This window comes from Gordonia amarae NBRC 15530, assembly GCF_000241345.1.
GTDB classification, from domain to species: domain Bacteria; phylum Actinomycetota; class Actinomycetes; order Mycobacteriales; family Mycobacteriaceae; genus Gordonia; species Gordonia amarae.
This window is the reverse complement of record NZ_BAED01000050.1, coordinates 61,393-75,731: the sequence shown is the minus strand read 5'-3', so window position 1 is coordinate 75,731 and position 14,339 is coordinate 61,393. Positions and strand designations below refer to the sequence as shown.

Sequence of the window (14,339 nt, the reverse complement as noted above, 5' to 3'; positions counted from 1 at the left end):
GGGCCGCAGCCTATTTGGAAGTTTGGTGTCAGATACTGGCACCAGAATTCCGGTTTGCTGCGTCGAGGGCGGCGAGGTAGCCGAAGACCAGGGCGGGGCCGATGGTGGCGCCCGGGCCTGCGTAGGTGTGGCCCATGACGGCCGATGAGGCGTTGCCTGCTGCGTACAGGCCGTTGATGACCGAGCCGTCGGGGCGCAGGGCGCGGGCTCGGTCGTCGGTGACGATCCCGCCCTTGGTGCCAAGGTCTGCGGGGACGATCGGAGCGGCGTAGAACGGCGGCTTGGTGAGTTCGCCCAGACTGGGATTGGGTTTGTTGGTGACGTCGCCGTAGTACCGGTCGTAGGCCGAGACGCCGCGACCGAAGTCGTCGTCGACGCCCCGGCGGGCGGCATCGTTGAAACGGTCGAGGGTGTGCTCCAGTGCTCCTTCGGGTAGCGAGAGTTGGTGGGCCAGTTCGGTGATCGAGTCCGCGCGGACCAGGTATCCCTCGTCGAACCAGCGCCTCGGCAGTGGCGATCGCGCCGTCCTGCCGGCAAACATGTAGCGGTCGCGATACCCCTGATCGAAGATCAGCCAGGCGGGCAGGTTCTCGGCCGGTCCCTCGCTGCTGCCGTGCGGGCCGCCGAACATCGCGTGCGTGGCCTCGACGTACGGGAGCGATTCGTTCATGAATCGCACGCCGCGGTTGTTGACGATGATGCTGCGGGGCAGCGAACGTTCGGCGAGAGCGAACCACGGGCCGTTAGGGAGCGGAATCGACGGCGCCCACCAGGCATCGTCCATGAGATCGGTTGCCGCGCCGATCGACTCGGCGGCAATAATCGGTTCACCGGTGTTCGACGTCGCGCCCAGCGATAACTCGGGACCAGCCGGGCTCCGGTGAAACCGTTTGCGCAGGGCCGGGTTGTGGTCAAACCCTCCGCTGCACAAGATCACTCCGCGAGATGCCGTCAGAGAGGATCCGTCGTCGAGCGTCACGCCGGTGACGTGATCCTCATCGACGATGAGATCGGTGACACCGCAGCCGAGCCGCACGTCGACACCCGCATCGCGCACGCCGACCATGAGTGCGCCCGCGAGTGCTCCACCCATGCCGACGAGCTTGCGGCCCAATGTCTTCGCCAGCACCGTGCGTGCGCCGACCGTCAGTATCCGCTGTGGCCCGCGCCAGTGTCGTAGCCCGGTGCTCAGCCATTTGTAGTCCCCTTGATGCACAATCACATTCAGTGGGGTCTTGGTGTAGAACGGTTCCATCGTCGCGTAGTCGTCGCCGAGTGCACGGACATCGAAGGGTCGCGGCTCCACCGAGCGGCCCGCGGCCCGGCCGCCGGGGCGTTCGGGAAGATAGTCGGAATAGCCTTTCACCCACATCAATTCGAGCGGGGTCCACGTGCACAGCGCCTGTAGTGCCTGCGCGCCGTGGTCGATGAACGCGTCGATGCGTTCCGGCGCCACCGCATCACCCGCGATGTCGTGCAGGTAGCGGCGGGCGTCGTCGAGCGAGTCCGGGCCGGCGGCCCTGACCAGGACGTGATTGCCGGGAATCCAGATGCCACCACCGGAACGGGCTGTCGACCCGCCCCACCGGGAGGACTTCTCGACGAGGACCACCGAGAGTCCGTTGCGGGCCGCGGTGATCGCCGCAGACATCCCGGCCGCTCCTGAACCGACCACGACTATGTCAGCATTGCGATAGTTACTGTCCATATGACAGTTACTACCATCACCGGATGGGCCGCACAATATGCGAGAGTGGAACGCATGAGCTCTCCCCTGCGCGTACGGCAACGTGAAGCGGTGCGCCGGGCGATCGACGCCGCAGCCCTGCCCCTGTTCCTCGAACGCGGGTACGACCAGGTCACGACCGACGAGATCGCGGGCGCGGCCGGTATTTCGCCCAGTACCTACTACCGGCACGTTCCGGCCAAAGAAGATCTGCTGCTGCGGCCGATCCGTGCCAGCAGCGCGGCCATCGTCGAGCGCTATGCGGGGCGCACGGCGTCGACACCGGAGCAGGATCTGATCGAGGCCATCCGCGAACAGGTGGCGGCCACCAGCGAGACCGGGCCCGCCCAGTGGCGCGCCGTCATCGCGAGCGTCCCGGGCATCCTCGATCGCGTCACGCTCATCGCCGACGACGATCGTCGGCAGTTGATCGATATCGCGGCGCAGCGTTTCGGCGTCGACCCCGACGATGATTTCCGGCCCGGTGTTTGTGTGGCGATGGTGCTCGCCATCGTCGAATATGCCTACCGGCGCTGGGTGACCGCCACCGACGGCCGCTCACTGGCCGACTACATCGAAGCGGCACTCGCCGCTCGGCCACTCTGACCGGAACATCGGTGCCACATATGTGCAGTGATGTTCCGGATTGATCAGGCTTGGGGGGAGGCTACGGCGAACGTGCGCTGGAAGGGGAGGACCGTGCCGTAGGGGCGGGCGGGGTAGGCGTGGCGGAGGCGGGTCTTGAGGTCTTGGGTGAACTTGTCGCGCAGGTCGTCGTCCAGGGCCTGTAGGTAGGGGCGGGCGCCGGTGGCGGAGATCCAGTCGAACACCGGGTCGTCGCCGTGCAGGATGTGGCGGTAGGTGGTGGACCAGGCGTTCACGGCGAAACCGCGTTCGGCGAAGAACTCCAGGTAGTCCTCGGGTTCGATGGCCGGGATCGGGCGGATATCGGCCAGGTGCGAACGGTAGGGTTCGGTCTCGGCCAGCTCACGGACCGACGTGTGGGTGGCCGTGTCGGTGTTGTTGGGTACCTGGACGGCGAAGCTGCCGCCGTCGGTGAGGAAACCGAGCAGCCGGTCGATGACGGTGAACTGGTCGGGCACCCACTGGAACATCGCATTGGACACCATCAGGTCGACCGGGGCGAACGGCTCCCACGTGGCCACGTCGGCGATGTCGTAGTTGAGGTGGGCGTCGCAGTTCTCGCGGAGCGCGACATCGACCATTTCCGGTGACGAATCGATGCCGAGGATGTCGGCGTCGGGCCAGAACGTGCGCAGGTGGCGGGTGACACTGCCGGTGCCGCAACCCAGGTCGACGATGGTGTCGGCGGTGGTGCGTATCTGGCCGATCAGGTCCAGATACGGGCGCGCGCGGTCGTCGGCGAACTGTAGGTATCGAGCTGGATCCCAGGTCGGCATACTCCCAGGGTAGGCGGTTCTGTGACGTGATCGCAGGGTCAAAGGTTGGGTAACCTTCCAGTCGTGGTGAATGAAGAAGGGGCCGCGGCGGTGTCGCCGGAGGCGGATGGTGCAGCGTCAATCGTTGTCGAGATCTCAACCGACGGAGCGTGTCTCGGTAATCCTGGGCCGGGTGGCTGGGGTGTCATCATGCGGTGGCGGGGGCAGGAGAAGCGGCTGTCGGGGGGCGAGGAACACACCACCAACAACAAAATGGAATTAACCGCGGCGATCGAAGGTCTTGCGGCGCTGACGCGGCCGTCTACCGTTGTCCTCTACACCGACTCCAGTTATGTCCGTAACGGCATCATGTCGTGGGTGAAAGGCTGGCAGGCCAACGGGTGGCAGACGAAGGACCGCAAACCGGTGAAGAACGCCGACCTGTGGCGCAAGCTGGTCGAGGAGGAGAAACGTCACGAGGTGACGTGGAAATGGGTGAAGGGGCACAACGGCGATCACTACAACGAGATCGCCGACGACCTGGCGACCAGCGCCGCGCGGGAGATCGCGGGGCGCTGAGGGGTTGGGCGCTGAGGGGTTGGGCACTGAAGGAGTAGACGTGAGTGAACTGACGGTGGCGATCGAGCCCGAACACGATCCGCAGCTCGTGGCGGCCGTGGAGGGCGCCGGCGGGCGGGTGGTGCCGCTCGACGAGGCGCGGGTGCTGGTGTGGATCGGCGCCGGGCCGAAAGGCTTCCCCGAGTTGTCCGACGCCGTCGAGTGGGTGGCGCTCAAGACCGCGGGCATCGAGGCGTACGTGGCGGCCGGGGTCATCGACGACCAGCGGCTGTGGACCAACGCGTCCGGGTTCTACGCCGAAGGCGTCGCCGAACACGCGCTGGCGTTGCTGCTGGCCGGGCTGCGGCAGATCAACACCTCCGTGCTGCGGCACTGGGACAAGGAACCCATCGACACCGGGGTGCGCACGCTGCGCGGGGCAACCGTCGCTATCGTCGGCGCCGGCGGTATCGGGGCCTCGCTCATCCCGCGGCTGACCGCGGGCGGCGCGTCGGTCATTGCCGTCAACCGGTCCGGCAGGCCCGTCGACGGCGCCAAGCTCACCCTGCCCACCAACCGGCTCGACGAGGTGTGGGGGCAGACCGATCACGTGGTGCTCGCCGCGCCGTCGACACCTGAGACACGGCACCTGATCAACGAGCGCACCCTGGCCGCGCTGCCGTCGCACGCGTGGGTCGTGAACGTGGCCCGCGGGCCGCTCATCGACCAGAAAGCGCTGTACAACGCGCTGCGCGAGGGGGTGATCGCCGGGGCCGCGCTGGATGTGACCGACCCCGAACCGCCGTCGCCCGACGACCCGCTGTGGTCGCTGCCCAACGTCATCATCACCCCGCACATCGCCAACCCGGCATCGGGTCTGACCAGGGAGATGGCGCCGTTCCTGGCCGAGAACATGCGGCGCTTCATCGCCGGTGACGACCTGATCGCGAGGGTGAGCACCGGCCGGAACTACTGACGGCACGTAAGGTCGAACGGGTGGGCCCGTTGTTCAGCTTCCTGTCCAGCTACTGGTGGCTGGTGTTCCCGTTCGCCGCGATCGTCGGCGGCTGGGGCAGAGCTGTCGCGGCCTACAACGAGAGACGACGCCGCGACAAGATCGAACTGGCCCGCATCGAGGCGCAGTCCGCGCAGCCGGCCGTGACGCCGAACGCCCGGCAGGTGGCCAAGACGATGGCCACCCACGACAAGGTGAACGAACGCTGGTTCGCCTACGAGATGGACCTGGCCACCCTCATCGACTACCCGTTGCTGATCGACCTCAGCGAACCGCTCACCGAGGCCTTCCACAGGGCACGGGTCCGTGCCGACACGCTGCGGCCCGCCGACGCCGACGACATCGACGACGCGGCCGACGTCGAACGCTACCGGGACTCCGTCCGCGAATACGTGGTGTCGTTCGAGGCCGCCGAACGGGAGGCCAGACGCCGCCGCGACAGTGGGTTCACCGCAGCGGAACAGGCGTCGCTGAGCCGCGCACGCAAACTGGTCGCGACCGCCGAAGACGGGGGTGCCACCCCGGCCGAACGGCAGACCGCCTACAAGAAGCTGCGCGACGAACTGCGCGGCATCATCGACGTGCCGTCCGCCGCCGGGGAACGCATCGAACGATCCATCGCCCAGGCCCTCGAACGCGGCCGGGACTGACCGAACCCGGCCATCGGAACGAGCCCTATTCGGATTCGATGGCGCCGGCGAACTGGCTGTTGTAGAGGCGGTAATAGGCGCCGTGGGTGGCGAGGAGCTGCTCGTGGGAACCCTGCTCGACGATGTGGCCGTCCTCCATCACGATGATGATGTCGGCGTCGCGGATCGTCGAGAGGCGGTGGGCGATCACGAAACTGGTGCGGTCGGTGCGCAGCCGGGCCATAGCCTTCTGGATGAGCAGCTCGGTGCGGGTGTCGACCGAACTGGTGGCCTCGTCGAGGATCAGGATGGTCGGTTTGGCCAGGAACGCGCGGGCGATCGTGATGAGCTGGCGCTCACCGGCACTCACACCGCCGCCCTCGTCGTCGAGCACCGTGTCGTAGCCGTCGGGCAGATGCCGCACGAAGGCGTCGACGTGACTGAGGGTGGCGGCCTCGATGACCTCCTCGCGCTCGGCGGTGGGGTCGCCGTAGGCGATGTTGTCGTAGATGGTGCCGCCGAACAGCCACGAATCCTGCAGCACCATGCCGGTGCGTTCCCGCAGGTCGGCACGGGTCATCAGGCGTGAGTCGAGGCCGTCGACGCTGATGGTGCCGGTATCGACGTCGTAGAACCGCATGATCAGGTTGACCAGGGTGGTCTTGCCGGCGCCGGTGGGGCCGACGATCGCCACCATCTGCCCGGGCCGTGCCACCAGCGACAGGTCCTCGATCAGCGGTTTGTCGGCGAGGTACCGGAACGAGACGTCATCGAACTCGATGCGGCCGTGGTCCTCGAGCGGGGAAGCCGGCTTGTCCGGGTCGGGGGTTTCCTCGGTGGCGTCGAGAATGTCGAAAATCCGCTCGGCCGAGGCGACACCGCTCTGCAGCAGGTTGACCATCGACCCGATCTGGGTGAGCGGTTGCGAGAACTGGCGTGAGTACTGGATGAACGCCTGCACCTCGCCGAGGCTCAGCGCGCCCGACGCGACCCGCAGACCGCCGACGACGGCCACCGCGACGTAGTTGAGGTTGCCCAGGAACATGATCACCGGCATGGTGATGCCGGAGATGAACTGGGCCCGCCAGCTCGACTCGTACAGTTTCTGGTTGCGCTCGTCGAAGACCTGCTCGACCTCGTGCTGACGGCCGAACGCCTTGACCAGTTCGTGGCCGGTGAACGCCTCCTCCACCTGCGCGTTCAGCTTGCCTGTGGATCCCCACTGCGCGATGAAATGCGGTTTGGACTTCTTGGCAATGATCGTGGTCGCACCGATCGCCAGTGGTACCGTCACGATCGCGATGAGCGCCAGCAGCGGCGAGATGATGATCATCATCACCAGCAGCGCGATCACCGTCAGCACCGAGTTGAGGAGCTGGGAGATGGTCTGCTGCATGCTCTGCGACAGATTGTCGAGGTCGTTGGTGACGCGGCTGAGCAGATCGCCGCGCGGCTGGGAATCGTAGTAGCGCAACGGAAGCCGATGGATCTTGGCCTCGACGTCGGCGCGCAGCCGCCGGATGGTGGCCACCACCACGATATTGAGCAGATACGATGCCAGCCAGGCCATCGTCATCGACACCAGGTACAGGCCCAGCACGATCAGCAGGATGCGGCCCACCGCGCCGAAATCGATGCCCTGGCCGGGGGTGACATCCATCGACGACACCATGTCGGCGAAAGTGTCCTGCCCCCTCTCCCGCAGCCCGGCCACGGCCTCGGCCTTGGTCTGCCCGGCCGGCAACACCTTGCCGATGACGCCGTTGAACACCAGGTCGGTGGCGTGCCCGAGCACCCGCGGCGCGATCGCCAGCAGGATCACCGAACACGTCAGCGACAGCAGGATGGTGGGCATCAGCACCCGATACCCCGACAGCAGCCGCACGATCCGCCTGATCGACGGACCGAACGAACGCGCCTTGTCGCCGGGCGCCCCCATCGGCATCATTCCGGGTCTACGTGGTCCGGTCATGCCACATCCTCCACGGCGCGCTGCGATTCGGCGATCTCGGCATAGGTGGGGCAGCCGGCGAGCAGTTGGTCGTGCGTGCCGATGCCGGTGATCCGGCCGTGCTCCAGGACGACGATCTGATCGGCCGAGGTGATCGTCGAAATGCGTTGCGCCACCACGACCACCGCGGCGTCGCGGGTGACCGGGGCCAGTGCGGCACGGAGTTTGGCGTCGGTGGTGAGGTCGAGCGCGGAGAACGAGTCGTCGAACAGGTAGATCGACGGTCGGCGGATCAGGGCGCGGGCGATCGCCAGGCGCTGACGCTGACCGCCCGAGACGGTGGTGCCGCCCTGCGCGATCGGGGTGTCGATGCCCTGCGGCATCGCCGAGACGAAATCGGCGGCCTGCGCGATGCGCAGCGCCTCCCAGATCTCCTCCTCGGTCGCGTCGGCCTTGCCGTAGCGCAGATTGCTCGCGACGGTGCCGGAGAACAGATAGGGCCGCTGCGGGACCAGCCCGATCACCTCCCGCAGCCTGTCGGGGTCGAGTTGCCGCACGTCGGCGCCGCCGACGGACACCGAACCGTCGGTGACGTCGATGAGCCGCGGGATGAGGTTGAGCAGGGTGGTTTTGCCGGCGCCGGTGGAGCCGACGATCGCGGTGGTGGTGCCCGGGGTGATGCGGAACGAGATATCGCTCAGCACAGGCGAATCGGCGCCCGGATAACGGAACTCGGCGCCGGAGAACTCCGCCGTCGCCGGGTCCGTGGAGAAACCGATCGGTGCGTCGGGAGCGTGCACCGACGACTCGGTGCCCAGCACCTCCAGGATGCGTTCGGCGCAGACCGACGCGCGCGGGGCCATCATCGCCAGGAACGAGGCCATCATCACCGACATCATGATCTGCATGACGTACGACATCATCGCCGTCAGCGCCCCGATCTCGAGGTGGCCGTCGTCGACGCGGTGCCCGCCGAACCAGATGATCGCGACAATCGTCACGTTGGAGACCAGCAGGATCACCGGGAACATCAGCGCCATCATCTTGCCGACGCGTAGCGTGGCCGCCGACAGTTCGTCGTTGGCGACGGCGAACCGGTCGGTCTCATAGCGCTCGCGGACGAACGCCCGCACCACCCGGATACCGGTGATCTGCTCACGCAGCACCCGGTTGATGGCATCGAGTTTGTCCTGCATCGCCCGGAAACCCGGCACCATCTTGCTGATCAGCACCGCCATCGCCCCGCCCAGAATGGGCACGGCCACCACCAGCACCCACGCCAGTCCCGACGCCACGTGCACACCCATCACGATGCCCCCGACGCACATGATGGGCGCCGACACCAGGATCGCCGCGGCCATCACGCTCAGCATCTGCACCTGCTGGACGTCGTTGGTGGTGCGGGTGATCAGCGACGGAGCACCGAACCGGCCCACCTCACGCGCCGAGAAGCCGTCGACGGTGTGCAACAGGTCGTGCCGGATGTCGCGGCCGATGCCGAGCGCCCCGCGCGCCCCGAAGAACTGCGCGGCGATCGTGGTGGCCACCTGCAGGAACGTGAACACGAGCATGATGCCGCCGGTGCGCAGGATGTAACCGGTGTCGCCGACGGCCACGCCGCGATCGATGATGTCGGCGTTGAGAGTGGGCAGGTACAGCATCGCGCCCGTCGCGACGAGCTGGAACAGCACGACGGCGACGAGATTGCTCTGATACGGGGGCAGATAGGTCCGGACGAGACGGATCAGCATGGGCGACAGACCTGGGGCATCCGACCACGCTAGCAACCGGTGCCGACATCGGGCCACGACATTAGCTGCCGGTATGGATCTCGCGCCCGGAATGCCGGATCCGGGATCGTCCCCGCTACGCGACGGTGAGTGGGATGACGGCCTCAGGTGTATACGTGAGGAAGGTGAAGGACTCCTGGAAGTAGAGGTTCACCGAGTCGCCGGTGTGGCTGTCGTAGCCGATCGACACGTCCTGGCCGATGGTCAGCTCGAAGTCGCCGCCGCGGGTGCTGATCAAATAGGCGCCGGTGATCGCCGGCGCCCACACGATCTCCCCGTCGAGGATGCGCTGGATGTGCTGGCGGATCGGGTAGCCGTGGTTGGAGGTCTCGGCGACCTGCGAGTACAGGTCGGCCGACAGTGCCAGCGAGTACGGTCCGTCGACCGATTCCAGGCGCAGCCCGGTCAGCGCCTGGCTGATGGCCTCCGGATAGTCGCGGACGTCGGCGGGCAGCGCCGTGGCGTGCGAGGCGGCCTGCGAGCGGATGCCGGTGATGCCGGCCGCCGCATAGCCCTCGAAGATCGCCCGGTCCTCGGCGAGCGCGAGCTGCGCGGCAGCGTCACGCACCGGATCCCAGTCCGAATCCTTGGCGCCGCGGTCCACGTTGTCGATGGCCTCGCGCGTCACCGCGAACGGCACCTTCAGTTCGACGAGCGGCTGCGTCTGCCGCAGGAAGGCGGCGATGCCGTCGGCGGGGGAGTCGATCTTGGCGCGGCTGCCCAGGGTCACCGACGCGGTGTCGAGGCCGAGCGGGCCGTTGACGTCGACCAGCCGCCGGCCCGCGCTGTTGCGTTTGAACGACCGGGTGGCCTCGTCCTCGATCTCCTTCCACGCACTTTCGGAGATGGGGGCGAGTTCGCGATGCAGATTGTTCATTGCTGCTCCTTTGTTGGCGTGATCCGGTCGGGTGGGAGGTTGTGCGGGGAACTCAGTGCAGGGAGCCGATGCCCAGCGAGCCATGCGCCGGTTTCGGTTCCGGCTCGGCGGGGTTATCGGCGGCGGGCAGTGGGGGTGGGGCATCGAGGAATTCGACTGTGGGAGCGAAGAACTGGGCACCCGAGACGGCGGTGGTGAAATCCAGTAGCCTGTCGTGGTTTCCGGGCGGATCACCCAGAAACATGTTGCGCAGCATGTGTTCTGTGATGTCGGGTGTCGCCGAGTAGGCGATGAAGAAGGTACCCGACTCACCCGTGCCCGACACATCGCCGTAGGGCATGTTGTCGCGGACGATGTCGAGCTCGTTGCCGTCGTCGTCGGTGATCACGTTCAGCGCGATATGGGAATTGGTGGGTTTGACCTCGTCGGACATCTCGATGTTGTCGGTCTTGGTCCGCCCGATCGCCGCCTCCTGGTCCGCGGTGCTCAGCGCCCGCCACGCGCTCAGATCGTGCACATACCGCTGGATCGCGACGTAACTGCCGCCCGCGCAACCGTCGTCGTCGGTGGCGACGATGGTGTCGATGGCGTCCTGCCCGGTCGGATTCTCGGTCCCGTCGACGAAACCGATCAGGTCGCGCAGATCGAAGTAGCGGAAACCGTGCACCTCGTCGACGACGGTGATCGCGTCACCGAGCGCGCCGGTGATCAGCCTGCCCACCTCGTAACACTGATCCATCTGATCGGCCTTGATGTGGAACAGCAGATCACCCGGCGTCGACGGCGCGCTGTGTACCGGGCCGGTCAGCGGGATGAACGGGCGCAGCGCCTCCGGCCGCGGACCGTCGAACAGGCGATCCCAGGCGTCAGAGCCGATCCCGATGATCGCCGCCAGCGCCGCCTCGGGAGCCCGCGACGACACGGCGCTGGTCAGGCCGGTCAGGTCGGGCAGGAAATCGTGGACGGTCTGTTCGGCACCGTCATTGATGGTCGCGACGAGGAAGATCGCGACCTTGGTCTTGCGCGTCAGGATCGTCTGCGGTGTGGCCACGTGAATTCACGTTAGTGCCGTGTGGACGGTACCGCCATGAAGGCGCGCCTAGCCTACTCGACCTTTGAGTACGAGGCCGACCATTAAATACTTGCGACGGCCCGGCCCGCGGCGCGGCCCGAGAAGATACAGCCGCCCAGGAAGGTGCCCTCCAGCGCGTTGTAGCCGTGGACACCGCCGCCGCCGAAACCGGCGACCTCGCCCGCCGCGTACAGACCATCGAACTGCGTTCCGTCCGGGCGCATCACGGCCGAGTCGAGGTTGGTCTCCAGGCCGCCGAGAGTCTTGCGGGTCAGAATGTTCAGGCGCACCGCGATCAGCGGGCCGTGCGCCGGGTCGAGGATCTTGTGCGGCTTGGCCACCCGCACCACCTTGTCGCCGACGAATTGACGCGCGTTGGTCATCGCCATGATCTGCGCGTCCTTGGTGAACTTGTTGTCGATCTGGGCGTCGCGGGTGGAGATGACCCGTTCGATATGGGCCAGATCCAGGGCCGGGCCGCGGGAGATCTTGTTCATCCCGGCGACCAGCGTCGGCAGATCGTCGGCAACCACGAAGTCGACGCCGTGTCTGGTGAACGCGTCGACCGGCCCGGGGGCGCCCTTGGCGACGCGGCTGCGCGCCAGGACCTTGACGTCCTTGCCGGTGACATCGGGGTTCTGCTCGGACCCTGACAGCATGAACTCCTTCTCGATGATCGTCTGGGTGAGGACGAACCACGAATAGTCGTGACCGGTCTTGAGGATCTCGCGCATCGTCGCGTTGGTGTCGAAACCGGGGAAATTGGGGGCGGCGAGCCGATTGCCCTCGGCGTCGAGCCACAACGACGACGGTCCGGGGATGATGCGGATCGCGTGATCGGGCCAGATCGGATCCCAGTTGTGGATGCCCTCGGTGTAGTGCCACATGCGGTCGCGGTTCACCAGGCTCGCCCCGGCCTCCTCGGCGATGCCGAGCATGCGTCCGTCGACGTGGGCGGGAACCCCCGAGATCATGTGCTCGGGTGCCTTGCCGAGCCGTTCGGTGGGCCAGTTCTCGCGGATCAGCTCGTGGTTGTGACCGATGCCGCCGGTGGTGACGATGACCGCACCGGCCCGCACCTCGAAGTCGCCGACGACGTCGCGGTTCGACGCCTTTCCGCGTTCGAGCTCGTCGCACGACGCGAGGGTGGCGCCGCGGACACCGACCGCCGCCTCGCCGGAGACGATCAGTTCGTCGACGCGGTGCCGGAACCGGAACTGCACCAGGCCGCGTTTCTCGGCCTCCAGCACCGGTTCGAGGAAGATGCGCACCACCTCGGGGCCGGTGCCCCAGGTGAGATGGAAGCGGGGCACCGAATTGCCGTGGCCGTCGGCGAAGCCGCCGCCGCGTTCGGCCCAGCCGACGATCGGCACGAAGCGCAGGCCCAGATCGTGCAGGTACTGCCGTTTGTCGCCGGCCGCGAACTCGACGTAGGCGCGCGCCCACTGCCGGGGCCAGTAGTCCTGCACCTCGCGGTCGAACCCGGCCGAACCCATCCAGTCCTGCAACGCCAGCTCAGCCGAATCGTGGATGCCCAGGCGGCGCTGCTCGGGGCTGTCGACCAGGAACAGGCCGCCGAGCGACCAGAACGCCTGCCCGCCGAGATTGTTCCGGTTCTCCTGGTCGACGACGATCACCCTGCGCCCGGCCCGCGTGAGCTCGTAGGTGGCGACCAAACCCGCAAGACCCGCTCCGACGACGACGGCGTCAGCCTGCTGCTGCGTCACAAGGAACTCCTTCATCGAGGCGCACGGCGAGAAATCCATCGGTGACACTACCCGCAGGTTGTGGTCACGGACACACCGCCGGGTACGGGGGCGTGCGGCCCGGAAAGTACCGAAAACCGGCAATGTACTGCGGAAAATAATGACTTTGCCGGGGCTGGTCCCTTTGCCGGGCTGTTATTGAGCCGTTACAGTGTCATGCGATGGACCGGCCGACCTCCTTCCGCGAGGCCTGCCGGTAGAACCACACCCTCGTCGAGCGAGGCCGCTCCCGGCCAAGATCGTTAGGAATTGAAGTCCATGTTCAAGCGCGTTCGTAAACGCCTTGTGGCCGGCGTCGTCGCCGCGGTCGCACTTACCAGCGGCGCGGTTGTCGCCACCGCACCCGACGCGGCAGCCGCCGGGACCACCGAATACGTCTATTCGGCAGCGATGGGACGCAACGTGCCCGTCCGCATCATCAGCGGTGGCGGCGGGGCGGCCAAGCCCACGCTGTACCTGCTCGACGGTCTGCGCGCCCCCGCCAACAACAGCGGCTGGCTGATCAACACCAACGTCGACAGCTTCATGGTCGGCAAGGGCGTCAACGTCGCGATCCCGTTCGGCGGCGGCGGGTCGTTCTACACCGACTGGCAGCGCACCGATCCCAAGCTCGGCAAGAACAAGTGGGAAACCTTCCTCACCCGTGAACTGCCCGGCTACATGAAGCGCAAGTACAACAGCGACAACCGCCGCAACGCCGTCGCCGGTCTGTCGATGTCCGGTACCGCCGCGCTCAACCTGGCCTCGCGGCATCCCAGCTTCTACAAGGCCGTCGCCTCCTACAGCGGCTACCCGACCGTCACCATGCCCGGCTTCAACCAGGGCATCCAGGTGTCGGTGATGGAGATGGGTGGTGACCCGACCAACATGTGGGGTATCGCACCGTTCGGCACCTGGACCGCCAACGACCCGTTCCTGACCGCCAACAACCTGGCCGGCCACTACGTGTACGTGTCCTCGGGCAGCGGCGTCGGCAACCGCAACGCGGCCCTCGTGCCCGGCAGCGCCAACTTCGACGCGGTCAAGTTCGCGCAGATGGTTCCGCTGGAGGTCGCCGCCTCCACCAGCAGCCGGCTCTACATCGCCCGCCTCGCCGCGGTGCCCGGTGTGAAGCTCAAGACCCACATCTCGCCCGACGGCGGACACTGGTGGGACTACTGGCAGGACCGGTTCAAGGAGTCCTGGTACACCACCTTCAAGCCCGCGCTGCGCTGATCCCGCTCAGATCCCGCCACCGGCCGGTGACCTTCTTGGTCACCGGCCGGTGGTCGTTTGTGGGGGTTGTTGTCGGGGTGGAGGCTGCGGTGGCCGATCGGTTCGGGGTGGTGGCGTCAGGTGGGGAAAGGTCGCCGGACCCCTCGTGACCCTCGCTCCTTCGTCGCTTCGGCCTCGGGGATCAAGATGTATGGTCGCGGGCGCAGATAGCACGGTCCGGAGGGCCGTCGTGTTCTGGAGTGAGGAGTGAGCCGGGCGAGCTTGCGAGTCCGCGTGAACGACGAGGGAAGAACACGGCTCCTGGCCCGCAGGACCCGCGATCCGCGAGCCTGCGAGTGGG

The 14,339-nt window shown here is 66.9% G+C and carries 12 protein-coding genes; 5 read left to right on the top strand and 7 right to left on the bottom strand.

Annotation, left to right across the window (positions count from 1 at the left end; all coding sequences use genetic code 11):
- Window positions 1-28: 28 nt before the first annotated feature.
- A complete protein-coding gene (gene kstD, locus GOAMR_RS14255; RefSeq protein WP_040515337.1) occupies window positions 29-1,708 on the bottom strand; it encodes a 3-oxosteroid 1-dehydrogenase in 1,680 nt (559 codons plus the stop codon).
- Between the two features lie 54 nt (window positions 1,709-1,762).
- Between kstD and GOAMR_RS14250 the strand changes: the two genes are divergently transcribed.
- Complete coding sequence (locus GOAMR_RS14250) at window positions 1,763-2,332, top strand: TetR/AcrR family transcriptional regulator (RefSeq protein WP_005189044.1); 570 nt, start codon at window positions 1,763-1,765, stop codon at window positions 2,330-2,332.
- A gap of 44 nt (window positions 2,333-2,376) precedes the next feature.
- Here the strand turns inward: GOAMR_RS14250 and GOAMR_RS14245 are convergent, their stop codons facing one another.
- Window positions 2,377-3,147: a methyltransferase domain-containing protein gene (locus GOAMR_RS14245; RefSeq protein ID WP_005189040.1), complete on the bottom strand. Its 771-nt coding sequence runs from the start codon at window positions 3,145-3,147 to the stop codon at window positions 2,377-2,379.
- 90 nt (window positions 3,148-3,237) lie between these two features.
- On the opposite strand from GOAMR_RS14245, the gene rnhA reads away from it, so the two are divergent.
- The 3 genes from rnhA to GOAMR_RS14230 are packed head-to-tail and all read left to right on the top strand — an operon-like array spanning window position 3,238 to window position 5,349.
- Window positions 3,238-3,705: a ribonuclease HI gene (gene rnhA / locus GOAMR_RS14240; protein WP_005189036.1), complete on the top strand. Its 468-nt coding sequence runs from the start codon at window positions 3,238-3,240 to the stop codon at window positions 3,703-3,705.
- Window positions 3,706-3,745: 40 nt separating this feature from the next.
- Window positions 3,746-4,660, top strand: a complete 915-nt coding sequence (locus tag GOAMR_RS14235) for a D-isomer specific 2-hydroxyacid dehydrogenase family protein (RefSeq protein WP_005189033.1) — start codon at window positions 3,746-3,748, stop codon at window positions 4,658-4,660.
- Between the two features lie 20 nt (window positions 4,661-4,680).
- Window positions 4,681-5,349, top strand: coding sequence for a hypothetical protein (locus GOAMR_RS14230; protein ID WP_005189030.1), 669 nt, complete (start codon window positions 4,681-4,683; stop codon window positions 5,347-5,349).
- Between the two features lie 25 nt (window positions 5,350-5,374).
- Here GOAMR_RS14230 and GOAMR_RS14225 read toward each other — a convergent pair whose 3' ends face one another.
- The 5 genes from GOAMR_RS14225 to GOAMR_RS14205 all read right to left on the bottom strand — a co-directional run bounded on the left by GOAMR_RS14225 (window position 5,375) and on the right by GOAMR_RS14205 (window position 12,745).
- Window positions 5,375-7,300, bottom strand: a complete 1,926-nt coding sequence (locus GOAMR_RS14225) for an ABC transporter ATP-binding protein (protein WP_040515335.1) — start codon at window positions 7,298-7,300, stop codon at window positions 5,375-5,377.
- Entirely contained in the window at window positions 7,297-9,030 is a 1,734-nt protein-coding gene (locus tag GOAMR_RS14220) for an ABC transporter ATP-binding protein (RefSeq protein WP_005189026.1), read from the bottom strand. Before GOAMR_RS14220 ends, GOAMR_RS14225 begins: the two co-directional genes overlap by 4 nt.
- A 115-nt stretch (window positions 9,031-9,145) precedes the next feature.
- On the bottom strand, window positions 9,146-9,946 hold the full coding sequence (locus GOAMR_RS14215) for a family 1 encapsulin nanocompartment shell protein (protein ID WP_005189024.1): 801 nt from the start codon (window positions 9,944-9,946) through the stop codon (window positions 9,146-9,148).
- Window positions 9,947-9,998: 52 nt separating this feature from the next.
- Entirely contained in the window at window positions 9,999-10,997 is a 999-nt protein-coding gene (locus GOAMR_RS14210; RefSeq protein ID WP_005189021.1) for a Dyp-type peroxidase, read from the bottom strand.
- An 83-nt stretch (window positions 10,998-11,080) separates the two neighbouring features.
- Window positions 11,081-12,745, bottom strand: coding sequence for an FAD-binding dehydrogenase (locus GOAMR_RS14205; RefSeq protein WP_005189019.1), 1,665 nt, complete (start codon window positions 12,743-12,745; stop codon window positions 11,081-11,083).
- 297 nt (window positions 12,746-13,042) lie between these two features.
- On the opposite strand from GOAMR_RS14205, the gene GOAMR_RS14200 reads away from it, so the two are divergent.
- On the top strand, window positions 13,043-13,999 hold the full coding sequence (locus GOAMR_RS14200; RefSeq protein WP_005189017.1) for an alpha/beta hydrolase: 957 nt from the start codon (window positions 13,043-13,045) through the stop codon (window positions 13,997-13,999).
- Window positions 14,000-14,339: the final 340 nt, after the last annotated feature.